This is a genomic window from Haloferax massiliensis, assembly GCF_001368915.1.
Lineage (GTDB): Archaea > Halobacteriota > Halobacteria > Halobacteriales > Haloferacaceae > Haloferax > Haloferax massiliensis.
On record NZ_CSTE01000002.1, the window covers coordinates 553,004 to 576,976 of the forward strand.

The 23,973-nt window shown below is 67.2% G+C and carries 23 protein-coding genes; 10 read left to right on the forward strand and 13 right to left on the reverse strand.

The window, feature by feature from the left end; translation table 11 throughout:
* Window positions 1-8 precede the first annotated feature (8 nt).
* Window positions 9-1,202: an NAD(P)/FAD-dependent oxidoreductase gene (locus BN996_RS06845; protein ID WP_089777753.1), complete on the forward strand. Its 1,194-nt coding sequence runs from the start codon at window positions 9-11 to the stop codon at window positions 1,200-1,202.
* A gap of 196 nt (window positions 1,203-1,398) precedes the next feature.
* On the opposite strand, the gene BN996_RS06850 is transcribed toward BN996_RS06845, so the two are convergent.
* Both BN996_RS06850 and BN996_RS06855 read right to left on the reverse strand, forming a co-directional pair.
* Window positions 1,399-1,644, reverse strand: coding sequence for a hypothetical protein (locus BN996_RS06850; protein ID WP_089777755.1), 246 nt, complete (start codon window positions 1,642-1,644; stop codon window positions 1,399-1,401).
* Window positions 1,645-1,812: 168 nt separating this feature from the next.
* Window positions 1,813-2,346, reverse strand: a complete 534-nt coding sequence (locus BN996_RS06855) for an Rrf2 family transcriptional regulator (RefSeq protein ID WP_004976849.1) — start codon at window positions 2,344-2,346, stop codon at window positions 1,813-1,815.
* Window positions 2,347-2,511: 165 nt separating this feature from the next.
* Here BN996_RS06855 and BN996_RS06860 point away from each other — a divergent pair, with 165 nt between their 5' ends.
* On the forward strand, window positions 2,512-3,432 hold the full coding sequence (locus BN996_RS06860; RefSeq protein ID WP_089777757.1) for an NAD-dependent epimerase/dehydratase family protein: 921 nt from the start codon (window positions 2,512-2,514) through the stop codon (window positions 3,430-3,432).
* A gap of 45 nt (window positions 3,433-3,477) precedes the next feature.
* On the opposite strand, the gene BN996_RS06865 is transcribed toward BN996_RS06860, so the two are convergent.
* Window positions 3,478-4,791, reverse strand: a complete 1,314-nt coding sequence (locus BN996_RS06865) for a DUF389 domain-containing protein (RefSeq protein WP_089777759.1) — start codon at window positions 4,789-4,791, stop codon at window positions 3,478-3,480.
* Between the two features lie 121 nt (window positions 4,792-4,912).
* Here BN996_RS06865 and rocF point away from each other — a divergent pair, with 121 nt between their 5' ends.
* Window positions 4,913-5,812 (forward strand): arginase, encoded by a 900-nt coding sequence (rocF, locus tag BN996_RS06870; RefSeq protein WP_089777761.1) that lies wholly within the window; start codon window positions 4,913-4,915, stop codon window positions 5,810-5,812.
* The gene (locus tag BN996_RS06875; protein ID WP_042663302.1) at window positions 5,812-6,282 is read left to right on the forward strand and encodes an NUDIX domain-containing protein; all 471 of its coding nucleotides are present in this window, start codon (window positions 5,812-5,814) and stop codon (window positions 6,280-6,282) included. The genes rocF and BN996_RS06875 overlap by 1 nt, the downstream gene beginning before the upstream one ends.
* A 4-nt stretch (window positions 6,283-6,286) precedes the next feature.
* Here the strand turns inward: BN996_RS06875 and BN996_RS06880 are convergent, their stop codons facing one another.
* The 3 genes from BN996_RS06880 to gyrB form a co-directional block, all read right to left on the reverse strand.
* A complete protein-coding gene (locus BN996_RS06880; RefSeq protein ID WP_089777763.1) occupies window positions 6,287-6,703 on the reverse strand; it encodes a hypothetical protein in 417 nt (138 codons plus the stop codon).
* Window positions 6,704-6,812: 109 nt separating this feature from the next.
* The gene (gene gyrA / locus BN996_RS06885; protein WP_089777765.1) at window positions 6,813-9,368 is read right to left on the reverse strand and encodes a DNA gyrase subunit A; all 2,556 of its coding nucleotides are present in this window, start codon (window positions 9,366-9,368) and stop codon (window positions 6,813-6,815) included.
* A 1-nt stretch (window position 9,369) separates the two neighbouring features.
* Entirely contained in the window at window positions 9,370-11,289 is a 1,920-nt protein-coding gene (gene gyrB / locus BN996_RS06890) for a DNA topoisomerase (ATP-hydrolyzing) subunit B (protein ID WP_089777766.1), read from the reverse strand.
* A 253-nt stretch (window positions 11,290-11,542) separates the two neighbouring features.
* Here gyrB and BN996_RS06895 point away from each other — a divergent pair, with 253 nt between their 5' ends.
* Both BN996_RS06895 and BN996_RS06900 read left to right on the forward strand, forming a co-directional pair.
* Window positions 11,543-13,939 carry a DNA topoisomerase VI subunit B gene (locus tag BN996_RS06895; protein ID WP_089777768.1) on the forward strand — a complete coding sequence of 799 codons (2,397 nt, stop codon included), beginning with the start codon at window positions 11,543-11,545 and terminating at the stop codon, window positions 13,937-13,939.
* Entirely contained in the window at window positions 13,939-15,039 is a 1,101-nt protein-coding gene (locus BN996_RS06900; RefSeq protein WP_089777770.1) for a DNA topoisomerase IV subunit A, read from the forward strand. Before BN996_RS06895 ends, BN996_RS06900 begins: the two co-directional genes overlap by 1 nt.
* Before the next feature lie 27 nt (window positions 15,040-15,066).
* Here BN996_RS06900 and BN996_RS06905 read toward each other — a convergent pair whose 3' ends face one another.
* The 5 genes from BN996_RS06905 to ligA form a co-directional block, all read right to left on the reverse strand.
* Complete coding sequence (locus BN996_RS06905; RefSeq protein ID WP_042663298.1) at window positions 15,067-15,288, reverse strand: hypothetical protein; 222 nt, start codon at window positions 15,286-15,288, stop codon at window positions 15,067-15,069.
* Window positions 15,289-15,364: 76 nt separating this feature from the next.
* Window positions 15,365-16,198 carry an alpha/beta fold hydrolase gene (locus BN996_RS06910; protein WP_089777772.1) on the reverse strand — a complete coding sequence of 278 codons (834 nt, stop codon included), beginning with the start codon at window positions 16,196-16,198 and terminating at the stop codon, window positions 15,365-15,367.
* Between the two features lie 89 nt (window positions 16,199-16,287).
* The gene (locus BN996_RS06915; protein ID WP_042663296.1) at window positions 16,288-16,995 is read right to left on the reverse strand and encodes an MBL fold metallo-hydrolase; all 708 of its coding nucleotides are present in this window, start codon (window positions 16,993-16,995) and stop codon (window positions 16,288-16,290) included.
* A 103-nt stretch (window positions 16,996-17,098) separates the two neighbouring features.
* Complete coding sequence (locus BN996_RS06920) at window positions 17,099-17,449, reverse strand: DUF8070 family membrane protein (RefSeq protein ID WP_042663295.1); 351 nt, start codon at window positions 17,447-17,449, stop codon at window positions 17,099-17,101.
* 72 nt (window positions 17,450-17,521) lie between these two features.
* Entirely contained in the window at window positions 17,522-19,279 is a 1,758-nt protein-coding gene (gene ligA, locus BN996_RS06925) for an ATP-dependent DNA ligase LigA (protein ID WP_089777774.1), read from the reverse strand.
* 118 nt (window positions 19,280-19,397) lie between these two features.
* Between ligA and BN996_RS06930 the strand changes: the two genes are divergently transcribed.
* Window positions 19,398-20,927 carry a glutamate-cysteine ligase family protein gene (locus tag BN996_RS06930; RefSeq protein WP_089777776.1) on the forward strand — a complete coding sequence of 510 codons (1,530 nt, stop codon included), beginning with the start codon at window positions 19,398-19,400 and terminating at the stop codon, window positions 20,925-20,927.
* A gap of 139 nt (window positions 20,928-21,066) precedes the next feature.
* Window positions 21,067-21,444 carry a DUF8097 family protein gene (locus tag BN996_RS06935; RefSeq protein ID WP_089777778.1) on the forward strand — a complete coding sequence of 126 codons (378 nt, stop codon included), beginning with the start codon at window positions 21,067-21,069 and terminating at the stop codon, window positions 21,442-21,444.
* 80 nt (window positions 21,445-21,524) lie between these two features.
* On the opposite strand, the gene psmB is transcribed toward BN996_RS06935, so the two are convergent.
* On the reverse strand, window positions 21,525-22,256 hold the full coding sequence (psmB, locus tag BN996_RS06940; protein WP_089777780.1) for a proteasome endopeptidase complex subunit beta: 732 nt from the start codon (window positions 22,254-22,256) through the stop codon (window positions 21,525-21,527).
* Between the two features lie 147 nt (window positions 22,257-22,403).
* Window positions 22,404-22,577, reverse strand: a complete 174-nt coding sequence (locus tag BN996_RS20055) for a hypothetical protein (RefSeq protein ID WP_004970695.1) — start codon at window positions 22,575-22,577, stop codon at window positions 22,404-22,406.
* Window positions 22,578-22,914: 337 nt separating this feature from the next.
* Between BN996_RS20055 and BN996_RS06950 the strand changes: the two genes are divergently transcribed.
* On the forward strand, window positions 22,915-23,274 hold the full coding sequence (locus BN996_RS06950) for a DUF555 domain-containing protein (RefSeq protein WP_004970698.1): 360 nt from the start codon (window positions 22,915-22,917) through the stop codon (window positions 23,272-23,274).
* 142 nt (window positions 23,275-23,416) lie between these two features.
* The gene (locus BN996_RS06955; protein WP_004041437.1) at window positions 23,417-23,956 is read left to right on the forward strand and encodes a CBS domain-containing protein; all 540 of its coding nucleotides are present in this window, start codon (window positions 23,417-23,419) and stop codon (window positions 23,954-23,956) included.
* The last annotated feature ends 17 nt before the right edge of the window (window positions 23,957-23,973 follow it).

A 23,973-nucleotide genomic window follows, 5' to 3' on the forward strand; every position in this document is an offset into this window, starting at 1 on the left:
ACGACGACATGAGCACGCAGGTCGTCGTTCTCGGCTCGGGGTACGCCGGGGCCGGCGCGGTCACAACCCTCGAAGAAGAGCTCGGTCACGACGCGCAACTCACGTGGGTCGCCGAACACGACTACCACCTCGTCCTCCACGAGGTCCACCGCTGCATCCGTGACCCGAGCGTCGAGTCCAGCATCACCATCCCCGTCGACGACATCAAGTCCGACTCGACCGACTTCGTCAAGGGTCGCGCGACCGACGTGAACGTCGACGAGCGCGTCGTCGAACTCGAAGGCGGCGACACCGTCGACTACGACTATCTGCTCGTCGCCATCGGCTCTTCGACCGCCTTCTTCGGCATCGAGGGCCTCGAAGAGTTCGCCCACCAGCTCAAGGGCCTTGACGACGCCCGCGAGATTCACCAGGACATCAAGGAGGCGGCCGCCGACGCCTCCCGCGACGACCCCGCGCAGGTCGTCATCGGCGGTGCGGGCCTCTCCGGCATCCAGGCGGCCGCCGAGGTCGCCGAGTACCGCGACACCAACCGCGCGCCCATCGACATCAAGCTCGTCGAGGGGATGGACGAAATCTTCCCCGGCAACGACCCCGAACTGCAGGGCGCGCTCCGCCGCCGCGTCGAAGACCTCGACATCGACATCCTCACCGGCGACTTCATCTCGAAGGTCGACGAGGAGACCGTCTTCATCGGCGGCGGCGAGGACGAGGACCCCGAGGAACTCGACTACGACGTGCTCGTCTGGACCGGCGGCATCACCGGCCAGCCCGAGGCGTCCGACGTCGAACTCGAACAGGACGAGCGCTCCCACCGCTTTTTCGCCGAGGAGGACTTCCAGACCAGCGACGACCGCGTCTTCGCGGTCGGCGACTGCGCCCTCGTCGAGCAGGGTCCCGACAGCGTCGCGCCGCCGACGGCGCAGGCCGCCTGGGACGCCGCGGACGTCGCCGGCGAGAACATCGCCCGCGCCATCGCCGGCAAGCCGCTCAAGCGCTGGACGTTCACCGACAAGGGAACGGTCATCTCCATCGGCCACGACGCCGTCGCCCACGGCGTGAAGTTCCCCGTCGTCGGCGAGTTCCCCGTCAACGTCTTCGGCGGCCCGCTCGCGCGGACGCTGAAGAAGGGCATCGCCGCGAACTGGATCGCGGACGTGACGTCGCCGAAGCGCGCGCTCTCCGCCTGGAACGACCTCTAACTCGGCCGCCGCGCCGCCGCGCCGACCGCCGGGTGACGCGCCGCCCGACGCTCGCCGACTCGGTTTCGATTTCTCCGACGCCGCACTCTCCGAGTGCCGATGGCGCTCGCGGAGTACGGGGCGCAACAGCGACTCCTCGTTTTGATTCGTGTGAGAAAATACGTGCCGCCGCGGTGGTCTCTCGACGCTTCGGTCCTCAGAAGGAGGGCGACTCAGTCGTTCGGAGATACTCGGAGAGCCGAATCAGCGCCGTTCCAAGGAGAACGACCGCGACACCAGTCACTGCGACCGCGACCATCGTTTCAGGGTCCCCGCCGGCCATCGAAGCGAGCGACAACGTCCCGATAAGCAGGGTCACGGTGAAGAGACACGCTATCACGTCGGCGTTCAGTTCCTCCCACGTTGATGGGATGCCGAACGCGCTCTGCTGATTGTACGCCATGGGGGTATTGGGTCCCCGATTCAGATAAAGCTGTGTGTCAGTCTACATTATCGACGGACATGTTTGCGGTCCGAACTCCACCGTTCGGGTCGGCCGTCGTCCGAACGCTGAACCCGTCGGTCGGAGTACGCCGAGAGTGCCCGGAAAAAGACGAAGAGATGTGCGTGGTTAGTGCTGGGGTTCGCCGACGGGGGCCTTCATGTCGTCGATGCGGAGGATGAGGATGTTGCTCGTGTCGTCCTTGCCGTCGAGCGTGCCGTCGATGACGAGCTTCGAGAGGGGCGTCGGCCCGACGCGAATCTTGTCGCCCTCGTGGAACTCGCGGACCGAGCCCTGAACGTGAATCTCGGCGCGGCACAGTTCGGGGTGGTGGACGCTGGAGAGGTCGATTTCGTCGACGTTGACGCCCTCGACTTCCTCGTCGTTGTGGAACAGGGGGACGAACGCGGGCTCGTCCATCTTGTCCACGTCGAGCGCCTCGTAGGCGTTGGCGGTCGGCTTGTAGCCGCCCTTCGGGCCGGGGACGCCCTCGACCAGTTGGAGCGCCTTCAGGCTCTGCATCTGGTTCCGGATGGTGCCGGGGTTTCGGTTGACCTCGGTCGCGATGTCCTCACCCTTTACGGCGTCTTCGGAGTCCCGATAGAGGTTGATGAGGGCAGTCAAGATAGTTTTCTGACTCGACGTGAGCTCGATTGATGACATGGAGAATGGTTCGCTACATACGTCCTTAAATCCGATGGATGACGCCTCGAATCTGCCGTTCGTCTACTTTGGAACCACGGCACACTCATGAATGTTCATTTTGAACTCTAATTCACCTTCGATGCTGTCGATAGCACTATACGGCTCACGAGAGTTCGGTAGCGCATGAACGGGAAACGAGTCCTCGTGACCGGCGGTGCCGGCTTCATCGGTTCGAATCTCGCGAACCACCTCGCCGACGACAACGAGGTCGTCGCGGTCGACGACCTCTACCTCGGGACGCCCGACAACCTCGACGACGCGGTCGAATTCCACGATATGAGCGTGCTCGACGACGACCTCCCGACCGAGGGCGTGGACGCGGTGTTCCATCTGGCGGCGCTGTCGTCGTACAAGATGCACGAGGAGAACCCGACGAAGGGCGCTCGCGTCAACGTCGAAGGCTTCGTCAACACGGTCGAGCAGGCGCGAAACGACGGCTGCGACACCGTCGTCTACGCCTCCACCTCCTCTATCTACGGCTCCCGGACCGAGCCCTCGCCGGAAGACATGCCCGTCGAGGCGCGAACGGGCTACGAGGCGTCGAAACTGGCGCGGGAACGTTACGCGGAGTACTTCCACCACCACTACGACGTGCGGACGGCCGGACTCCGCTTTTTCTCGGTGTATCAGGGCTTCGGCGGCGCGGAGGAACACAAAGGCGAATTTGCGAATACGGTCGCGCAGTTCGCCGACCAGATTGCCAACGGCCAGTCGCCGGAGCTGTTCGGCGACGGCACCCAGACCCGCGATTTCACCCACGTCGACGACATCGTCCGCGGCATCGAACTCGCCGCCGACCACCGGCTGCAGGGCATCTACAACCTCGGCACCGGCGAGAGCTACTCGTTCAACGAGATGGTCGAGATGATAAACGAGGTGTTGGGGACGGACGTCGACCCGGTGTACATCGAGAACCCCCTCGACGTGTACGTCCACGACACGAAGGCCGACTGCACGAAGATTCGCGAGGCGACCGGCTGGGAGCCCCGGATCTCCTTCGAGGAGGGCGTCCGGCGCGTCTGCGAACCGTACCTCGACGGGTAGCTCGTCGGTTCGTCGTCCCACCGTCCGCCGCGCTGTTTCAGTCGGTCACGACGCCCGCGACCGACTCTGTTGTTCGAACTCCACGGTCACGACGACGTCTTGCCCCGTCGCCTCGCGTATTCGGTCTTCGATTCGCGGCGACAACTGCGGGTACTGACGACCGACCGGGTGCTGGACTGTGACCGTCACCTCTCGCGGGCCGTCGTCGATACCGGGGGTCCCGAACTCGACGCTGAGCGACAGCAGTTCCAGCGAGTCGTACTCCGAATCGTCGAGAACGGTCTGAACGGCCGCCGTCGACTGGTTCTCGAACGCGATTTGCGAGGCGAGAAGCGACCCCGGTCCGAGGACGGTGAGTCCGAGGAACACGAGCGCCACCCACGTCGCTTTGGTTCCGAAGAACGCCCGAACTCGCCGTCTGGTCGACCCCGTCGAGTTCCAGAAGCTCGGTCGATACCCGAGATACCAGAGCGCGAGCGTCCCGGCGAGGATGATGCTCGCCACGTTGACCGCGAGGAGGGTGAGCGCGCCGATAGCGACCGCCGGAATCGCCCACGCGACGCCGATACCGACGGCCGCGGCGGCGGGAACGGTCGCGGCCGCGACCGCGACGCCGACGATGGAGACCGGGAGTTCGGTCGCCAACCCGACGCCGCCGGCGGCTCCCGCACAGAGCGCGACGACGAGCGTCAACAGCCCCGGTGACGACCGGCTCGCTAACTGCTGGACCGTGGTCACGTTCAGCGCCGCCGGCACGAACTGCGCCGTCTTGAGCCCCCACCCCAACGCCGCGGCGGCGGCGATGGCCACGGTCAGTCCGATAACCGTCGACCGAACGCCTCCCGTGAACATCGCGTCGTCCCCGAGCGCCGCGCCGACGCTGGCCATGAGCGCCGCGCCGATCTGCGGGGCGATGACCATCGACCCGACGACGAGCGCGGCCGAGTCGAGCAACAGCCCCGCGGTGGCGACGAGCGCGCTCAGAACCGTCATCGCGTAGTACGCCGTTGGCTGGGGGTTGAGGTCGTGCGCCTTCGTCAGAATCTCCTCGTTCGAGACGCGTTCTTCCTCCTCGTCGCCCTCGACGTACCGCTCGACGAGTCGGTCGTAGTGCGGCGTCGTCGCCGACTCGATGTTGCCGATGACGAGGTGGTCCTCCTCGAAGCCCGCCTCGGAGAGCGTCTCTCTGATTCTGTCGACCGCCTCCGTCGGCAGCGGGAATTCGACGAGATACGACTGGGGTTCGTCGCCGTCGGCCCTGTAGACCGGCAGCGTCACCGGGTCGACGTCCTCCCCTCGGAGCGCATCGACGACCGCGTCGAGTTCCCCCGCCTCGACGCGAATCTGTAAGTGCCGCATGAGACTCGGTACGACCTCGCCGTGCAAAAGCGAGGTGGGCGTACCCGTCGGGCGCCGCACGGCATTATTGATAAGGGTGTTTTTCCGATGCCACTAAACGCCCCGAACGAGTGCATCAGCTATGGAACGGAACGTCAGAATTCTGGGTGCACCAACGGACTACGGTGCCAATCGACGCGGGGTGGACATGGGACCCTCCGCGATTCGATACGCCGGACTCGCAGGGGAACTGGAGTCCGCGGGCGTCTCGCCGACGGACGCCGGCGACCTCGCGGTCCCGCACCACGCGACGCGGGACGCGGACGCCGGGGCGGCGAACGCGAAGCACGTCCAGGAGGTCGAAGAGGTGACGACGAGCCTCGCCGACGCCGTCTCGACCGCGCTCGCCGAGGGGACGACCCCGCTCGCGCTCGGCGGCGACCACTCCATCGCCATCGGGTCGCTGGTCGGGAGCGCCCGCGACGCCGACATCGGCGTCATCTGGTTCGACGCCCACGGCGACTTCAACACGCCGAGCACCTCGCCGTCCGGGAACGTCCACGGCATGCCGCTGGCCGCCGCGCTCGGCGTCGGCGACTTCGCGGGCGTCGAGTGGGCGAACGCCGCCGGCCTCACGGAGGAGAACGTCGCCATCGTCGGACTCCGCTCCGTCGACGGCGCGGAGGCCGAGGCGATTCGCGACAGCGACGTGACCGTGTACACGATGTCCGACATCGACGAGCGCGGCGTCACCGAGGTGACGAACGACGCCCTCGACGTGGCGACCGACGGCACCGACGGCGTCCACGTCAGCCTCGACCTCGACTGGCTCGACCCCCGCGAGGCCCCCGGCGTCGGGACGCCCGTCCGCGGCGGGGTGACCTACCGCGAGGCCCACGCGGCGATGGAACTCGTCGCCCGCTCGGAGGCCATGCGCTCGTTCGAACTCGTGGAGGTCAACCCCATCCTCGACGAGCACAACGAGACCGCGACGCTCGCGACCGAACTCGCCGCAAGCGCCTTCGGCAAGCGCATCCTCTGATGTCGACGCCGAGAGAAGCCCCCGCGCCGCACGACCTCGCCGCCGGCGTCGTCGTCCTCCAAGAGAACTCGGTGCTCGCGGTCTACGAGAAGGACCGCTGGGGACTGCCGAAAGGCGGCTCAGAGCCCGGGGAGTTCTTCTTCGAGACCGCCGCCCGCGAGGCCGCAGAGGAGACCGGCGTCGAAGTCGAAATCCAGTCGCTCGCGTTCACGAGCGAGATTCGCGCCCCGGACCGCCGCATCTACCTCCAGCGGTTCTACCACGCGACGCCCGTCGCCGACGACCCCACCCCGTCGCCGAGCGACCCGGACGACGAAATCGAGGCGGCGAAGTTCCTCCCGCTCACCGCGCTCGGGTCGACGCTCACCTACCGGCCGCGGGTCGAACCGCTCCGCGACTGGCTTCGGGACCGCAAGCCGCGACACTACACCTACGACCTGACGCGAGAACCCTCGGACGTCGAGAAATAGCCGACTACGGGGTTCGCCCGGTGGCTGTCCCGATTTTCCGCGCGATTCGAACGACGTAACCGACGGCCGCTCCGAGACCGCCGAGCACGAGTGCAAGCATCGCACCGCCGACGAGCGGATACGCGACCCACAGCGGCGACTCCATCGTCGAAACCGGGACGAACAGGTTGCCCGCGAACCCGAGACACGGCCCGAAGGCGAGCACGATACCCTCGCCGGCGCGCGTGCCGACGTTCTCGCCTCTGGCGACGTGTGCCGCGACGACGGCGACGACCAGCACCGCGCCCGCGTCGACGACGAGCGACTGCGCGGCCGTCGACGGTTCGAGGTTCCACGCCCGAAGCGCGGTCAGGCCGCCGAGAACGACGACGAACGCGAGCGCCGAGACGCCGACAATTCTCGACCGCGGTCGCACTCTCATACCGTGACGACCCCTCGGCCGAAGTAAATGTCTTCGGGGAGCGATGGCCGGAGCCGCGGCTCCCCGGTGGGGTCCGCAAAAGAGGAATCCGTCGTCGGGGAGAGCCGACTTACTCGTCGTCCGCGTCGGCTTCCGAGTCGCCTTCCACGTCGTCGAGTTCCTCGGCCTCGGTCGTCATCGCGGCCGGAATCACGTCGACGGAGGCGACGTCGTCGCCGTCGTCGAGGTCCATCACGATGACGCCCATCGTGTTGCGGCCGACCGTCGAGATGTCCTCGACGGGGGTCCGGAGAATCTGGCCCTCGTCGGACATGACGACGAGGTGGTCGCCCTCGCCGACGGTGTTGATGGCGCAGACCGGGCCGTTTCGCTCGTTGGTCTTGATGTCGATGAGACCCTTGCCGTTTCGGGACTGCTTGCGGTAGGCGTCGAGGTCCGTGCGCTTCCCGTAGCCGTTCTCGGTGACGGTGAGAATCCAACTGTGGTGGGCCTCGTCGATGGCGGCCACGCCGGCGACCACGTCGTCGCCTTCGAGTTTGATGCCGCGGACGCCGCGGGCCGAGCGACCCATCGCGCGCACCTCGTCCTCGTCGAAGCGGATGGACATCCCCCGTTCGGTACCGATGACGAGGTCGCTTTCGCCGTCGGTGACCTCCACGTCGACGAGTTCGTCGCCCTCGTCGAGCTTGGTGGCGATGATGCCCGTCGAGAGGATGTTCTGGAAGCGGTCGGTGCCGGTCCGCTTGATGTAGCCGTTCCGGGTCACCATCGTCAGGTAGCCCTCGATGTCTTCGAGGTCGTCGCAGTTGACGACGGCCGTAATCTCCTCGCCGTCGTCGAACTCAAGGAGATTGACCGCCGACTTCCCGCGGGCGGTCCGGGACATCTCGGGCACCTGGTAGGCCTTGAGCTGGTAGACCTGTCCGTGGTTGGTGAAACACAGCAGGTCGTCGTGGGTGTTCGTGACGAACACCGACGAGACGTTGTCGCCCTCCTTGAGGTCCGTCCCGATGATGCCCTTACCGCCGCGGTGCTGGGCGCGGAACCGCGAGACCGGCATCCGCTTGATGTAGTCGTCCTCGCTGACGATGACGACCACGTCCTCCTCGGGGATGAGGTCGGCGCGGGTGACCTCGCCGGTGTTGGCGACGAAGGAGGTCCGCCGGTCGTCGGCGTACTCGTCTTTGATGTCGAGCAGTTCGGACTCGATGACGGCGTCGAGTTCAGACCGGTCGCCGAGGATGGTTTCGAGGCGCTCGATGGTCGCTTGGACCTCCTCGTACTCGTCTTCGATTTCGGCCGCCTCCATCGAGGTGAGCGAGCCGAGTTGCATCGAGACGATGTGGTTGGCCTGGTCCTCGGAGAAGTCGAACGCCGGCAGCGGTTCGCCGTCGACTTCGACCGTGACCTCGCCGCGGAGCGCGGCCTTCGCGTCGTCGCGGCTCTCGGAGTTCCGGATGGTCTCGACCACGTCGTCGATGTTGTCGAGGGCCTTCAGGCGGCCTTCGAGGATGTGCGCGCGGTCTTCGGCCTCGGCGAGTTCGTACTCGGAGCGCCGGCGGACCACGTCGCGGCGGTGGTCGAGGTAGTGTTCGAGCGTCTCCTTGAGCGTCAGCACCTGCGGCTGACCGTCGACGAGCGCGAGGTTGATGACGCCGAACGTGGATTCGAGGTGGTTGTCGAGAAGCTGGTTCTTGACGACCTCGGCCATCGCGCCGCGCTTGAGCTCGATGACGACGCGGATGCCGTCGCGGTCGGACTCGTCGCGGATGTCGCGGATGCCCTCGATTTTGCCCTCGTTCACGTCGTCGGCGATGCGCTCGATGAGGCGGGCCTTGTTCTCCTGATACGGGAGTTCGTTGATGACGATGCGGCCCTCCTCCTCGGACACGTCGTAGTCGGCGCGGACGCGGACGCGGCCGCGACCCGTCTTGTACGCCTTGTGGACCGCGTTGCGGCCGACGATGTTCGCGCCGGTCGGGAAGTCGGGGCCCTTGACGTGTTCCATCAGGTCCGCGACGGTCGCCTCGGGGTTCTCGATGAGTTCGACGGTGGCGTCGATGACCTCGCCGAGATTGTGCGGCGGGATGTTCGTGGACATCCCGACCGCGATGCCGGACGACCCGTTGACCAGCAGGTTCGGGAACGACGACGGGAGCACCGTCGGCTCCTGTTTGCGGTCGTCGTAGTTCGACTGGAAGTCGACGGTGTCCTTGTCGATGTCGTCGAGGAGTTCCTCGGCGATGGGGGCCATCCGCGCCTCCGTGTACCGCATCGCGGCCGGCGGGTCGCCGTCGACGGAGCCGAAGTTACCCTGCCCGTCGACGAGCGGGTAGCGCATGGAGAAGTCCTGCGCCATGCGCGCGAGGGTGTCGTAGATGGCGGAGTCGCCGTGGGGGTGGTAGTCACCCATCGTCTCGCCCACGATGGACGAGGACTTGCGGTGCGACGAGTTGGAGGTCACGCCGGCCTGGTGCATCGCATAGAGGATGCGCCGGTGGACCGGCTTCAGGCCGTCGCGAACGTCGGGGAGCGCCCGACCCGCGATGACCGACATCGCGTAGTCGATGTACGACTGCTCCATCTCGTCTTCGATGCGCGCGTTCTTGACCTCGGCCGCGATACCCGCGCCCGGTTCGAAAGAATCCGGTGTGTCAGAACTCATGTTAGATGTCCACCCACTCGGCGTCGTTCGCGTGGTCCTTGATGAACTGCTTTCGCGGTCCGACGGCGTCGCCCATCAGGATGTTGAACATCCGGTCGGCGGCGGCGGCGTCCTCGACGGTGATGCGCTTGAGGACGCGGTTTTCGGGGTTCATCGTCGTGTCCCACAGCTGGTCGGGGTTCATCTCGCCGAGTCCCTTGAACCGCTGGACCTGCGTGGGGTTGCCGTTGCACTCTTCTTCGATGATGCGGTCTCGCTCCGCCTCGTCCATCGCGTCGTAGGTGTTGCCGCGGTAGCGGACGCGGTACAGCGGCGGTTGGGCCGCGTACACGTAGCCGGCCTCGATGAGCGGTCGCATGTGCCGGTACAGGAGCGTCAACAGGAGCGTCCGGATGTGCTCGCCGTCGACGTCGGCGTCGGTCATCAGGATGAGGCGCTGGTAGCGCACCTTCTCGATGTCGAACTCGTCGCCGACGCCCGCGCCGATGGCGGTGATGAGCGCGCGGACCTCGTTGTTCTCCAAGATGCGGTCGAGACGGTGTTTCTCGACGTTCAGAATCTTCCCGCGGAGGGGCAAAATCGCCTGGAACTTGCGGTCGCGGCCCTGCTTGGCCGAGCCGCCCGCGGAGTCGCCCTCCACGATGAACAGTTCGGACTTCGAGGGGTCGCGGCTCTGACAGTCCGCGAGCTTCCCCGGAAGCGAGGTGGATTCGAGCGCGGACTTGCGGCGGGTGAGCTCCTCGGCCTGCTTGGCGGCCTTGCGGGCGCGGGCGGCCTCGACGGCCTTCGAGATGATGGCCGTCGCCGTGTCCGGGTTCTCCTCGAAGTAGGTTCCGAGCTGTTCGTGGGTGACGCTCTCGACGATGCCGCGGACCTCGGAGTTCCCGAGCTTCGTCTTCGTCTGGCCCTCGAACTGCGGATCGGGGTGCTTGATGGAGATGACGGCGGTGAGACCCTCTCGGACGTCCTCACCGCGGAGGTTGTCGCCGTCGAGGTCGGCCAGCATGTCGTGGCTGTTCGCGTAGTCGTTGACGACGCGGGTGAGCGCGGTCTTGAACCCGGTCAGATGCGTGCCGCCCTCGCGCGTGTTGATGTTGTTGGCGAAGGCGTGAACCGACCCCTGTAGCTCGTCGGTCGCCTGCATGGCGATTTCGACCTCGATGCCCTCCGACTCGTCGTCGTAGTAGATGACGTCGTCGTGGAGGGACGTCTTGGTCTCGTTGAGGTACTCGACGAACTCGCGGATGCCGCCCTCGAAGAGGAACGAACTCGACTCGTCGGTCCGCTCGTCGGCGAGGGAAATCTCGACGCCGGAGTTGAGGAAGGCGAGTTCGCGCAGGCGGTTTTCGAGCGTCTTGAAGTCGAACTCGGTCGTCTCGAAGATACCGTCGTCCGGCCAAAATCGGATGGTCGTCCCGGTGTCCTCGTCGGGTTCGAGGTCGCGGACGCGCTCGAACTCGTCGACCTGCGGCTCGCCGAACTCGAAGCGGTGTGTCCACACCGCGCCGTCGCGTTTGACCTCGACTTCGAGCTCGCTCGACAGCGCGTTGACGACGGAGACGCCGACGCCGTGGAGGCCGCCGGAGACCTGATAGGACTTGTTGTCGAACTTCCCGCCGGCGTGGAGGACGGTCATGATGACCTCCAGCGCGGGTCGCTCGTACTGTTCGTGCGTATCTACCGGAATCCCGCGGCCGTTGTCGGTGACGCTGACGGAGCCGTCCTCGTGGAGGGCGACTTCGATGGCGTCGCAGTGCCCCGCAAGCGCCTCGTCGATGGAGTTGTCGACGACTTCGTAGACGAGGTGGTGGAGCCCGCGAGAATCGGTGGACCCGATGTACATCGCCGGACGCTTTCGAACGGCTTCGAGCCCTTCGAGGACCTGAATCTGTCCGGCCCCGTACTCGTTATCCTGAGACATCTGAACTGGCCTAGGATAGCCCGTCCCTTAAAGCCTCGCACGCGCGGGCGCGTACTACTTACTGGAGTCCCGCGTAGCGGTTTCCGCGTCCGGCGATTTCGACCGGCTGACCCGTGTTTCGTGAGTGACTCTGTGTAACACGATTCGTCGTTCCGGCGCGAACGCCCCTCGAAGCGCGTCAACGTCCCGTGTTCACTTTCACTCCGTTGCCGGTGAGTACTTAACGCGGGACTGGGTAGATGCGCATCAGGAAATGACCTCGTTCCAGTCGACACTCGGTGACGAGCCGGGGATCGCAGAGGAGCTGGCGAAGGGCCAGCGGGAGATCTCCATCGCCGAGTTCTTCGAGAAGAACAAGCACATGTTGGGCTTCGACAGCGGAGCCCGCGGGTTGGTCACCGCCGTCAAGGAAGCGGTGGACAACGCGCTCGACGCCACGGAGGAGGCGGGCATCCAGCCCGACATCTACGTGGAGATAGCCGAGGCGGGCGACTACTACCGCCTCGTCATCGAGGACAACGGGCCGGGCATCACGAAAGAGCAGGTGCCCAAAGTGTTCGGGAAGCTCCTCTACGGCTCTCGCTTCCACGCGCGCGAACAGTCCCGCGGCCAGCAGGGTATCGGTATCTCCGCGGCGGTCCTCTACTCGCAGTTGACGAGCGGCAAGCCCGCCAAGGTGACGAGCCGGACGCAGGGCTCGGAGGACGCCGAGTACTTCGAACTCGTCATCAACACGGACCAGAACGAACCCGAGATTCGCACCGAGAAGACGACCTCGTGGGACCGCCCCCACGGCACGCGCATCGAGTTGGAGATGGAAGCCAACATGCGCGCCCGCCAGCAGCTCCACGACTACATCCTCCACACGGCGGTCGTCAATCCCCACGCCCGACTCGAACTCCGGGAACCCGGCCTCGACGAGCCGATGAAGTTCGAGCGGGCGACCGACCAGCTTCCGAAGCAGACGAAGGAGATTCGTCCCCACCCTCACGGCGTCGAACTCGGGACGCTCCTGAAGATGCTCTCGGCCACTGAATCGTACTCCGTCTCCGGCTTCCTCCAAGAGGAGTTCACCCGCGTCGGCGCGAAGACCTCCGACAAGGTTCACGACGCCTTCCGCGACCGGCACTTCGGCCGCGAGATGACGTGGCGGACGCCCGACGCGTCCGAGACGAACGACCTCGTCGCCGTCGTCGAGGACGCCGTCGCCAACAAGGGCAGGGAGGCGACCGCGGCGTTCGCGGACGAACTGGTCGGCATCGTCGTCGGCAAGGACCGCATCGCCCACGGAGAACTCGTCACTATCGTCGAAAACGTCGCCGAATCGGTCGGCGAGGACACCGACACCTCGTTCGGCGAGACGGTCCGCGAGAACGTCGTCGAGGCGCTGTGGCCCGTCCTCACCGACGACCGCGAGGGCGACGTGTACGCCATCGTCGACGACGTGACGACCACGCAGAAAGACGACGCCGGCAAGCTGTCGATGGCGCGCTCCATCGCCACGCAGTTCGCCGAGACGACCGGCCCGGCGGACCGCGCCACCCGCGACGACGTGGCCGAGTTCGTCTCGTGGGCGGCCGAGCGGACCAAAGAACGCGAGGACGAGACCTACGGCGAGACGGCCCAAGAGAACATCGGCGACGCCATCTGGTCGCGGATGCGCACCGTCGCAGACGAGGTGCCGAAGGTCCGGGAAGTCTCGGACGACCGCGACGTGGCCCGCGACCTGCTCGACGCGATGCGCCAGACGGACATCCTCGCACCGCCGACGGACTGTCTGTCGCCCATCTCCGCCGACCTCGTCGAGGCCGGCCTGAAAAAGGAGTTCGACGCCGACTTCTACGCCGCGGCGACCCGCGACGCCGAGGTCCACGGCGGCGACCCGTTCATCGTCGAGGCCGGCATCGCCTACGGCGGTGAACTGAAGTCCGAGGGGAAAATCGACCTGCTCCGCTTCGCCAACCGCGTGCCCCTCGTCTACCAGCAGGGGGCGTGTACCATCACCCACGTCGTCAAGGACATCGGCTGGCGGAACTACGGCCTCGACCAACCCGGCGGTACCGGCATGCCGAGCGGTCCCGCGGTCCTCATGGTCCACGTCGCCTCCACGAACGTCCCCTTTACGAGCGAGTCGAAGGACGCGCTCGCGGACGTGCCGGCGATTCAAGACGAGGTCGAACTCGCCATCCGCGAGGCGGCCCGAGACCTCAAGTCCTACCTCTCGAAGCGGCGGTCGCTCCAGAAGCGCCGCGAGAAACAGGACGTCCTCGGCCGCATCCTCCCGCAGATGGCGACGAAGCTCTCTGAGGTCACCGGCCGACCGGAGCCCAACATCGACGGCGCGCTCGGCCGCATCATGAACAACCTGACCGTCGAGCGGGCCGTCGACGACGGCGAGGTGACGCTCACGGTGAAAAACTACTCCAACACGAACGAGTCGCCGGACATCACGGACATCGTCTCGGCGGAGCCGGCCGGCCTCGACGGCGAGGCGACGGTCGTCGACCTCGACGGGGAGTGGTTCGTCAAGTGGAACCCCGAGGTGTCGTCCGGTGAGACGGCGACGCTCACGTACTCGGTCGCACAGGACGCGTCGTTCGACATCAACGTCGACGGCGTCGAGACGGAGAAACTCACGGTGAACGTATAATGGCATCCGAACGGAAGACATCCGAGGAACGCACCCGCGAGCGTCTCATCGACCTCGCGGCGGAGTTCTACGACCAGTTCGACGCGGGGGAGATTCCGCACATGACGCTCCCGACGCGGACGAAAAGCAACATCGAGTACGACGAGGACGCCAACGTCTGGGTGTACGGCGACCGGACCTCGAAGCGCTCTGCGAACAGCGTCCGGGGTGCGCGAAAGCTCCTGAAGGCCGCCTACACCATCGAGTTCCTCGCGCGGCAGTTGGACGAGGACCGCTCCTCTACCCTGCGTGAGCTGTACTACATCTCCGAGTCGTGGGACAACGAGGAGGCGCACTTCTCCGACCAAGACGAGTCCAACAAGCTCATCGAGGACTTGGAAATCGTCAGCGAGGTCAAGCGCGAGGACTTCCACATGCGCCCGGAGGAGTCCGGCGCGAAGCTCATGGGCCCCCTCAAAATCCGCGAGCAGACGAACCGCGGCGACCGCGAGATTCACTGCCAGTTGGACGTGGGACAGGGCGGCTACCAGATTCCGAACAACCCCGACACCATCGAGTTCCTCGAACACGACGTCGAGTTCGTCATGTGCGTCGAGACCGGTGGGATGCGCGACCGACTCGTCGAGAACGGCTTCGACGACGACTACAACGCGCTCGTCGTCCACCTCGGCGGCCAGCCGGCGCGCGCCACCCGGCGCATCACCAAGCGCCTGCACGACGAACTCGACCTGCCGGTCGTGGTGTTCACAGACGGCGACCCGTGGTCCTACCGCATCTTCGGCTCCGTCGCCTACGGCTCTATCAAGTCCGCGCACCTCTCGGAGTATCTCGCCACGCCCGAGGCGAAGTTCGTCGGCATCCAGCCGCAGGACATCGTGGACTACGACCTCCCGACCGACCCGCTCGCAGATTCCGACATTAACGCGCTCCAGTCCGAGCTGGAGGACCCGCGGTTCATGAGCGACTACTGGACCGAACAGATAGAGCTCCAACTCGACATCGGCAAGAAGGCCGAACAGCAGGCGCTGGCCTCCCGCGGTCTCGACTTCGTGACCGACGAGTACCTGCCGACGCGCCTCGACGAGATGGGCATCATCTAACCCCGGTCACTCCCGGTCACCGCTTTTCTACCGCCCTGCTCCGGACCGATTGAACAGTGCAACGAGCGTGTAGCCGCCGTAGAAGCCGAGGGTGTGAACCGCCACCTCGGTTGCGAACTCCGCGGCGGTTCGGGTCGGTTCGATGTGAAAAAACAGCGCGTCGGTCGTCACGACGACGAGCGTGACGACGAGACAGACGAGGAGCCGACGGACGCTGAAAAGCGGGCTCGACCGGAGGGCGTCGCGCATGGCGGTCCGACGGCCGCCCGCTGTATGAGCCTGTTGCCCCGAGAGTGTTTCAGGGGTGTCAGCTTCCGGAGGGCAGTTACGGGTACAGCCCGTTCCCGCGGAACCCGTCGAAGTAGCGCCTGACGACGCCGTTCAGCGTTCGCGGCTCGCTGGTCGTGAGGTTGTGACCCGCCCCGGAGAACAGCGCGAGCGTCGCGTCCGCGACGCCGTCTTTGAGTTCCCGAACCCGCGGTTCGGGGAACAGTCGGTCGGACCTCCCGGCGGCGACGAGCGTCGGCGCGTCGACGACGCCGAGAACCTCCCGAGAGTCGTGTTCGAGACAGGCCGTACAGGAGACGACGGCGTCGGCGGGGACGGCGGGTCGGAGGTCGACGACCCGGCCGGCCGCCTCGATGAGCGCCGGGGCGACCGTCGCTTCGAGGCCGGTCGCGGACTCCCGTTCCGCGTCGGCGACGACCTCGGCCCAGCGGCCCTTGCCCGCCAGCGAGCGCCAGCGCGTCACGACGTTCTCGCCGTGGCCGCCGAGTCGCGTCCCGGCGGAGACGACCGCCAGCGAGTCCACGTAGTCGCCGTAGTCGGCGGCGAGGTACTGGGCGACGAGACCGCCCATCGAGACGCCGATAACGTCCGCCGGCCACAGGTCCTGTTCGTCGATGACGCCCGCGTAGCCCGCGGCCATGTCGCGCGTGGTCGACCCGACCGGGAGGTGTCGCGGCCGGCCGACCACCCACACGTCGCGGTCGTCGAACTCGCGGAACAGACCGGCGAGCGCCGCCGCAGTTCCGCGGTTCGGGTCGATGCGCTGGAAGGCGTCGGAGAGGCCGGGAAGCACCACGAGCGGGTCGGCGTCGGCGTCGCCGAAGCGGTAGTAGGGCCGCCGGCCGCCGAGCATGCCGTAGTCGAGGTCCATACCCGAACCGACGGCCCGGCGCGGCAAAATCGTTCTGTCCATTCGCTAGCCCGTCCGGCTGTTCGGCTGTCCGTCCCGCGGTCGCCCCCTCAGACTTGGTCGGGGTCGTCGAGGACGACCGGGATGCCGCGGTTCGCCACGTCCACGACGAAGGCGTCCGGGTCGGTTTCGAGAAGCGGGATGGTGTCGTAGTGAATCGGGAGCACGAGGTCGGGGTCGAGCGTCTCAGCGAGGTCGGCGGCCTCGCGGCGGTCCATCACGACCGACCCGCCGATGTTGGCGAGGAACAGCGACACTTCGAGGTGTTCGTGGCCCGCCAGCACGTCGGAGTCGCCGGGCCAGAAGACGGTTCGGTCGGCGATTGAGATGTGGAAGCCACAGCCGAACCCGCGGGGGTGGACCACGTCGCCGTCGCGGAGGTGCGGGCCGTCGGGGTCGTTGAACGCCGGGAGCGACCACACGTCGACCTCGCCGACGGTGAGGTGGTCCTCCTCGCCGACGCGGACCGTCTCGTAGGGGAGGTCTTCGACCGGCACCACGTCGCGGTCGATGGTCGCGGCGTCGACGCCCTCGAAGGCGACGACGGTCGCGTCGGCGTCGGCGACCTGCTCGATGGCGTCGGAGTCGTAGTGGTGGTTGTGCGTGACCAAAATCAGGTCGCCGTCGCGGGCGTAGTAGTCGTCGAGGACGCCGTAGCGGCCGGGGTCGAAGTAGACGACGAAGCCGTCGGGCGACTCGATTCTGACGGTCGCGTAGCCGAGCCACGACACGTCGAGGCCGTCGTGTTTGATGGTCATACGCGACACCTCGAACCGAGGGGTAAAAAGCGCGGCTCTCGGGGCGAATCGGCCGGTTCGGGCGAGGACGAGTGACGTGGCGGGTGCGCGGCGGGGGTCCGACTCAGACGAGGGTGTCCCGCAGGACGCCGAACACGACGAGGCTCCACAGGAACACGCCGGCCCCGTAGAACAGGAGGGCGAGTCGGAGCGAGGTGTCCGTCTCGACGGGGGACCACAGCCCCGCGTTCGAGACGACCCGGTTCGTCCCGCCTTTCTCGCCCGCGTGTTCGACGTTGCTGGGGCCCATCTGACCCACGGCCCCGCCGCCGAGTACGACGAGCAGCACGCCGGCCCCCAGCAACGCCAGCATGTACATCCCCGAGTGCGTCGCGAGATACACCGCGCCGACCGTGAGCAGTCCGAGGAGACCCGTATACAGGAGGGTCGGTCTCCAGAGGGCGTCGAGATTCATGGTAGGAACCGTCTGAAAACGTGTCTGTTGGGACAGTAAATCCCTTTGGGCGCGACCCGGGGCGAGCGTCGCTCACTGCGAGTCGGCCAGTCGCTCCACGCGGTCCAGCGAGTCGGCCGTCTCGGCGGTCTTGTCCTCGCGGACGGTGACGAACCGCGGGAACCGAAGCGCGTAGCCCGAGGAGTACGTCGGCGACGCCTGAATCTCCTCGTAGCCGACCTCGAAGACGACCGACGGGCGGATGTCGACCTCCTTTCCCGCCTCGCGTTCGATTTCGGGTTCGAGGAGGTCGGTCAACTCGGCCAACTCCTCGTCGGTGATGCCCGTGGCGACCTTGCCGATGGTCTCGAAGGCGTCGTCGCCCGAGTCGGCTTCGACGCGGGCCGAAAGCAGGAACGTCCCGAGGAACTCCGCGCGGCGGCCCTCGCCCCACTCCGCGCCGGTGACGACGAGGTCCAGCGTCTCCACGTCGGGCTTGCGCTTCAACCAGTTCTTCCCGCGGTCGCCCGGCGAGTACGGCGCGTCGGGGTTCTTCAGCATGATGCCTTCGTGGCCGGCGTCGAGGGCGTCGGCCTCGTAGGCGGCGATTTCGTCCGGATCGTCCGAGAGGAGGAGGTCCGAGACGGCCGCCGAGTCGCCGCCGAGGACCGCGGTCAGTCGATCGTGGCGGGCGGAAAGCGGGTCGGTGAGGAGGTCGTCGCCGCCGGCGTGCAGGCAGTCGAACGCCCGGAGTTCGACGCGGACCTCCTCGCGCATCCGCCCCACGTCGTGCTTGCGACGGAAGCGCCGGAGAATCTCCTGAAACGGGAGGGGTTCGCCGTCGTCGTCCATCGCCACGACCTCGCCGTCGAGGATGACGGGTTCGTCGACCGCGTCCGCGACGAACTCGACCACCTCGGGGAGCGCGTCGGTCACGTCCTCCATGTTGCGCGAGAACAGCGAGACCTCGCCGTCGGCGTCGCGGTGGACCTGCACGCGCGCGCCGTCGAACTTGGTCTCGACCGCGGCGGTGTCCCACTCGTCGAGCGCGTCGGCGGCGGTGCCGGCCTGCGCCAGCATCGCCTGCACGGGGCGGCCGACTTCGAGGCGGACCCCGTCGAGACCGGCCTCGCCCTCGTCGCGGGCGAGTTCTGCGACCATGCCGTAGTCGTTCGACACCTGCAGGGCGCGGGCGACGGCGGCGATGGCGTCGTTCCGGCGGTCGCGGGCGGCGGCTTCAGTCTCGGAGTCGGCGTCGTCGTCGCGGATGGCGGCGGCGTCCGCGGGGTCGACCAAGAACGCCTCGGCGACGGCGTCGCGGACGGTCCCCTCCCCGACGCCGATGCGCATCTCCGAGAGGACGAGTCGCGCGAGGAAGCGCGCCTCGTCGGGGTCGGTCCGGTTGAACAGGCCGTAGAGCGTCTTGAGCTTCGTCTCCTCGCTCCCCGAACCGGAGGCGGCCGCGAGCGCCCGGAGTTCGGAATCGACTTCGGCGACGGTCAGGCCGTCCTGTCCGCCAGAGCCGAAGGCGGCGAGGCCGCGCTGGCCGCCGAAGTCGTAGCTCGCGGCGACCGCGCCGATTTCGCCGCGGTCGGCGAGGCGGTCTTCCACGTCGTCGGCCGAGACGTTCGGGCCGGCGGCGCGGGCGATGGCCTCGTGACAGAGCCGCGGGCCGATGTCGAGCGTGGTCGAGTCCCACGCCGGGAAGACCCGGCCCTGGACGAACCGAGCGACCGTGTCGAGGTCGTCGCCGGCGTCAGAAAAGAGGTCTGAGAGGAGCGAGACGACCGCGAGGTCCGCTGGCTCGGCTTCTATCTCGGCGGCGCGGGCGGCGAACTCGGCGAACTGCATCGTCCGTGGGTATCGCCGCGCGGGGCAAAAGCGTCTCGACAGCCGTCGGGGATGTGATTCGCTGTCGAACGGCCGGAGTGCCGGGAAGTTGAAGGCCTTCGCCGTCGGAACGCCGGGTATGAGCGACGACCTCGCAGAGCGCGTCGAAGACGTGCTCGCGGTCGACGCGGCCGAGTTCGAAGCGCAAGCGAGAGCCGACGCCGAGGTGCTCAAGCGCGAACTGCGCGAGGGGACCTTCGACAACCACCAGTCCATCGTCGGCTTGGAGTACGAGTTCTACGCCGTCTCCGACGGTCGCTGGTCCGCGAGCGAAGACGACGTACACGCGCTCATGCGGGTCCCGCGCCGGCTGCTCGGCCTCATGGGATTCGAGAAGGAACTGGGGCTCCACAACGCCGAGATGACCACGAGCCCCCAGCCGCTGAACCCCCACGGCCTCCGCGCGCAGGAGTCCGAGGTCCGCGCCCGACTCGACGCCGCGCTCGACTGCGCCGCCGCGGAGGGGATGCGCCTCGTCTCCGACGGGATGTGGAGCATCCCGCCGGCCGGCGAGAGCGCCCGCGAGTACCTGACCGACTCCGTCACCGACGGGGGCGTCCGCCTCGCGACGAACATGAGCAACTCCGTGCGATACCACGCGATGGCGAACGGGCCGACCGCCCCGCCGTCGTTCACGCTCGACGCGCCGCACGTCTCGCTCGAAGCGGACACCGTGATGCCCGAGGCGCTCATCACGTCCATCCAGCCGCACTATCAGGTCCCGCACGCCGACGACCTGCCGTACCACTTCAACTACGCGCTGCGGGTCGCCGGCCCGCTCCTCGCGCTCGGCGTCAACTCGCCGTTCTTCCCGGCCGACCTCTACGACGAGGACGTGACGGGCGAGGAGATTCTCGCCGACAGCTGGGACGAAAACCGAATCGCGGTGTTCGAGTCGGTGCTCAACTCCGGCGATCACGAGAAGGTCTCCTTCCCCGGCGACCTCGACACCGTCGAAGACGCCGTCGACCGCGTCGTCGAGGACTCCACGATGGTCCCCATGTCGGTCGAGCGCGGCGACCGCTTCGACGACGACTTCGCAACGCTCCGCCGGAAACACGGCACCTACTGGCGGTGGGTCCGCCCGGTGTTCGACGGCGCGTCCCGGTCGTCGGCCAACGCCCGCATCGAGTTCCGGCCCATCGCGGGCCAGCCGACCGTCCGCGACTCGGTCGCGTTTCAGGCCGCCTTCGCGGGCCTCATGGAGCGGCTCCCCCGACTCGACCACCCCGTCATCGACCTCGACTGGGAGACCGCTGAGGAGAACTTCTACACCGCGATGCGCGAGGGTCCCCACGGCGACCTGCGCTGGATAGACGTCGACGGCGACGATGCGACCGGCGCGGACCTCTACGAGGACCTGCTCGTCCACGCCCGCGACGGGCTTCGGCTGGCGGGCTGTTCCGAGGAGGAGGCCAACTACTACCTCGAACCCCTCCGCAAGCGCGTCGAGACGGGCGTCACGCCGGCCGACTGGAAGTGCGCCCGCGTCCGCGACGCCCTCGACGACGGCGGTGACTTCGAGACGGCGCTCCGCGAGATGCAACGCGAGTACGTCGAGCGACAGTCCGACTCGCTGCTCGAAGGCGCGTTCGCCGACTGGTTCTGAGCCGGCGCGGGCGTCCGCGTCTGCGTCCGCCCCACGTCGGCGACGACGCGGCGGCCGTTCTCGTCGGTCGCTGGCTCTCACGCGCTCCGCGCACTCTTGTCGGAGAAATAACTATTATCGTGCCGCTCGAACGCCGCGTATGGTCTCCCGTCGGACGAAAGCCGTCGCCGAGTTCGGTATCGCGCTTCTCACCGCGCTCTGGATGGTGTCGATGCGCCGTCTGCTCCGCTCCAGCGACGACGAGTCGCACGAACCGACGCCGCTGTCGCCGGGCGGACTCGCCGTCGGCGGGGCGTGGGGTGCCGGGCAGGTGTGGGCCTACGACCGCGATAGCTGGAAAGTTCGCACGAATCGGCGTCGCGGGATGGCCGTCAGCCTCCTCAGTATCGTGGTCGAGCGCCGACTGCTCCCCCGAACCGAGTCGTTCCGGTACAGCCTCGGACTCGGGCGCGTCCTCGGCGTGGTCGTCTACCGGGCGTGGTACGGGCTCGTGCGGCCGCTTCCGGGCGACGACTGAGTGACGAGCGAGCGGGAACCGCGGGAGCCCCGCCGGTCGCAAGTCGCGAAAACGGAGAGAAACCGCCGACTGCGGGCGACTTATTCGAGGCCTTCGAAGTTCTGGTGGCGCTGGATGTCGACGCCGTCCTCGGTGACGACGGCGATGTTGATGCCGTTACCCGACGCGAGGTCGCGCTCGACCGCGGAGCGGATGGCCTTCGTGGCGACCTGCTTCGCCTCGTCGATGCTGAGGCCGTCTTCGAACTCCTGTTCGAGCACACCGAGGGCGTACTGGCTGCCGGAGCCGGTGACGGTGTACTCCTCTTCGAGGATGGAGCCGGCGGGGTCGATGCTGTAGATGTGGGGGCCGGTCTCGTCGACGCCGCCGAGGATGGGCTGGACGACGTAGAACCCGCCCGAGCGGAGGAAGTTGCCGACGAGCGTCGACAGCGCCTGCATGCTCATGTCCTCGCCGCGGCGGGCCTCGTAGAGGCGGACCTCCGCGCGGAGGGAGCTGATGAGCGACTGGGCGGCCGACACGGAGCCGGCGATGGTCAGCGCGCCCGTCGGGTGAATCTCTTCGACCTTCTGGACGTCCTTCGAGGAGACCATGTAGCCCATGCTGGCGCGCATGTCGGTCGCGAGGACGACGCCCTCTTCGGTCTTGATGCCGACGGTGGTCGTTCCGGTCTTCGTCTCTTTGTCACCGAGCGAGTCGGCGCGACGCTCGGCGTTCGAGAACTCGCCGAGTTCGGGGCCGAACACGTTCGAGCGGTCGCCGTTCAGCGAGTCGAGACGGCCGGAGAACTCGTCGTGAGTCGGGGTACGCATTGTCAGCGATTGCACTTCGGCGCTGATAAATGCAACCCTTCGCCTCGCCGTTGCCGGTGCCAAACATCGTCCGCGCGTCGGCGGCGGCCGCGCGGCGCGGTCGCTCGCGGCGAGTGTCGTCGGGAGGAAGCGGTCGCGTGAGTCGGCTTAGCGACCCGCGGCGCGTTCGTAGGCGGTTCCGGTCGTCTCCACGAGCCGGCGAATCGGGAGGGTCACACCCATCCGGCGAGCGGCGAGCGCGATGGGGAGGAGCGCGATACCCATCGCGACCGATAGCTGGTAGGCGGCAAACAGGACGTACTTCGTTAGGCGGGGAATCATCACCGTGTCCTCAGTCGTGGCTCGGGCGGTGCCGGTATATAAGTCTTCTCTCAGCCGGGCGCACGTCACCCCGGCGCTGTCTGCCGATTAAAGCGCAGTTGTCTCTAATCCAACTAGACCGACCATTCGGCGTGAGTCGCGCGTGACCCGCGGAGCGCTTCTCCATAAGTTATAGCGATAATCGCAGTGGCATGCGCGAGTCGTGCGCGCTCCGGTCGAACGACGTGAGCGTCGCGGGTTCGGACGGGACGCCCGCTCGCGCGCCGGGCGTGTGAATCCCACGCGCCCCGACGCCCGAACCACAAGACACGAAACCCCACCGGCGCGTAACGTGTGTATGAGCAACTATCTCGTCGCGATGGAGGCGGCCTGGTTGGTCCGGGACGTAGAGGACATCGACGACGCCATCGGCGTCGCGGTCAGCGAGGCCGGCAAGCGACTCAACCAGAAGGACAAGGAGTACGTCGAGGTCGAAGTCGGCGCGACGCCCTGTCCCGCCTGTGGCGAACCGTTCGACTCCGCGTTCATCGCGGCCAACACCGCGCTCGTCGGCCTGCTCCTCGAAATCAAGATTTTCAACGCGGACGGCGAGAAGCACGCCTCCCGCATCGCGAAAAGCGAGGTCGGCGGCGCGCTCCGCGACGTCCCCCTCGACGTCATCGACATCCGCGAGTTCGACTCCGACGAAGACCAGTAACCGCGCCGCCGCGTCCGGCCGCATCGGACCGCGCCGCCGCGTCCGGCCGCATCGGACCGCGCCGCCGACCACCGAACTCGGGGCGACCGCCCGAGGCGAGCGACCGGAACACTTTTTCATAACTACGGGTTATTCCCCCGTCATGGAACTTCCCACGCCCCAAGACCTCAGGGAACGGCGGAACTCCCTCGAACTGACGCAGAGCAAACTCGCCGACATGGCCGGGGTCTCCCAGCCGCTCATCGCCCGCATCGAGGGCGGCGACGTCGACCCGCGGCTCTCGACGCTCCGGCGCATCGTCGAGGCGCTGGACGAGGCCGAAGGGCGCATCGTGCGCGCGGAGGACATCATGAACACGACCGTCCGGAGCGTCGCCCCCGACAACTCCGTCCGCGAGGCGCGCGACATCATGCTCGACGCCGGCTTCTCGCAGTTGCCCGTCATCGAGAACGGCCGCCCGCTGGGCATCATCTCGAACGCCGACATCCGTCACGTTCAGGAGGACGACGTCACCGACCGTCCGGTCAACGAGGTCATGTCAGAGGGCGTCACGACGGTCGAACCCGAGACGACGCTGGACGAAATCGGCGTCTACCTCGACCACAACTCGGCAATCATCGTCGTCGAGAGCGGCGAGACGGTCGGCATCATCACCGAGGCCGACATCGCGGCCCACATCTGAGCCGACCCCGAAACGAC

What these genes read in the sequence shown, in the direction of transcription:
- BN996_RS06865 (WP_089777759.1), bottom strand. Translation starts at nt 4,791, where the DNA reads ATGCGGCACTTACAGATTCGCGTCGAGGCGGGGGAACTCGACGCGGTC.
- BN996_RS06860 (WP_089777757.1), top strand. Translation starts at nt 2,512, where the DNA reads ATGAACGGGAAACGAGTCCTCGTGACCGGCGGTGCCGGCTTCATCGGT.
- gyrA (WP_089777765.1), bottom strand. Translation starts at nt 9,368, where the DNA reads ATGAGTTCTGACACACCGGATTCTTTCGAACCGGGCGCGGGTATCGCG.
- gyrB (WP_089777766.1), bottom strand. Translation starts at nt 11,289, where the DNA reads ATGTCTCAGGATAACGAGTACGGGGCCGGACAGATTCAGGTCCTCGAA.
- BN996_RS06895 (WP_089777768.1), top strand. Translation starts at nt 11,543, where the DNA reads ATGACCTCGTTCCAGTCGACACTCGGTGACGAGCCGGGGATCGCAGAG.
- BN996_RS06880 (WP_089777763.1), bottom strand. Translation starts at nt 6,703, where the DNA reads ATGAGAGTGCGACCGCGGTCGAGAATTGTCGGCGTCTCGGCGCTCGCG.
- rocF (WP_089777761.1), top strand. Translation starts at nt 4,913, where the DNA reads ATGGAACGGAACGTCAGAATTCTGGGTGCACCAACGGACTACGGTGCC.
- BN996_RS06875 (WP_042663302.1), top strand. Translation starts at nt 5,812, where the DNA reads ATGTCGACGCCGAGAGAAGCCCCCGCGCCGCACGACCTCGCCGCCGGC.
- BN996_RS06935 (WP_089777778.1), top strand. Translation starts at nt 21,067, where the DNA reads ATGGTCTCCCGTCGGACGAAAGCCGTCGCCGAGTTCGGTATCGCGCTT.
- BN996_RS06900 (WP_089777770.1), top strand. Translation starts at nt 13,939, where the DNA reads ATGGCATCCGAACGGAAGACATCCGAGGAACGCACCCGCGAGCGTCTC.
- psmB (WP_089777780.1), bottom strand. Translation starts at nt 22,256, where the DNA reads ATGCGTACCCCGACTCACGACGAGTTCTCCGGCCGTCTCGACTCGCTG.
- BN996_RS20055 (WP_004970695.1), bottom strand. Translation starts at nt 22,577, where the DNA reads ATGATTCCCCGCCTAACGAAGTACGTCCTGTTTGCCGCCTACCAGCTA.
- ligA (WP_089777774.1), bottom strand. Translation starts at nt 19,279, where the DNA reads ATGCAGTTCGCCGAGTTCGCCGCCCGCGCCGCCGAGATAGAAGCCGAG.
- BN996_RS06950 (WP_004970698.1), top strand. Translation starts at nt 22,915, where the DNA reads ATGAGCAACTATCTCGTCGCGATGGAGGCGGCCTGGTTGGTCCGGGAC.
- BN996_RS06905 (WP_042663298.1), bottom strand. Translation starts at nt 15,288, where the DNA reads ATGCGCGACGCCCTCCGGTCGAGCCCGCTTTTCAGCGTCCGTCGGCTC.
- BN996_RS06915 (WP_042663296.1), bottom strand. Translation starts at nt 16,995, where the DNA reads ATGACCATCAAACACGACGGCCTCGACGTGTCGTGGCTCGGCTACGCG.
- BN996_RS06855 (WP_004976849.1), bottom strand. Translation starts at nt 2,346, where the DNA reads ATGTCATCAATCGAGCTCACGTCGAGTCAGAAAACTATCTTGACTGCC.
- BN996_RS06955 (WP_004041437.1), top strand. Translation starts at nt 23,417, where the DNA reads ATGGAACTTCCCACGCCCCAAGACCTCAGGGAACGGCGGAACTCCCTC.
- BN996_RS06850 (WP_089777755.1), bottom strand. Translation starts at nt 1,644, where the DNA reads ATGGCGTACAATCAGCAGAGCGCGTTCGGCATCCCATCAACGTGGGAG.
- BN996_RS06910 (WP_089777772.1), bottom strand. Translation starts at nt 16,198, where the DNA reads ATGGACCTCGACTACGGCATGCTCGGCGGCCGGCGGCCCTACTACCGC.
- BN996_RS06930 (WP_089777776.1), top strand. Translation starts at nt 19,398, where the DNA reads ATGAGCGACGACCTCGCAGAGCGCGTCGAAGACGTGCTCGCGGTCGAC.
- BN996_RS06920 (WP_042663295.1), bottom strand. Translation starts at nt 17,449, where the DNA reads ATGAATCTCGACGCCCTCTGGAGACCGACCCTCCTGTATACGGGTCTC.
- BN996_RS06845 (WP_089777753.1), top strand. Translation starts at nt 9, where the DNA reads ATGAGCACGCAGGTCGTCGTTCTCGGCTCGGGGTACGCCGGGGCCGGC.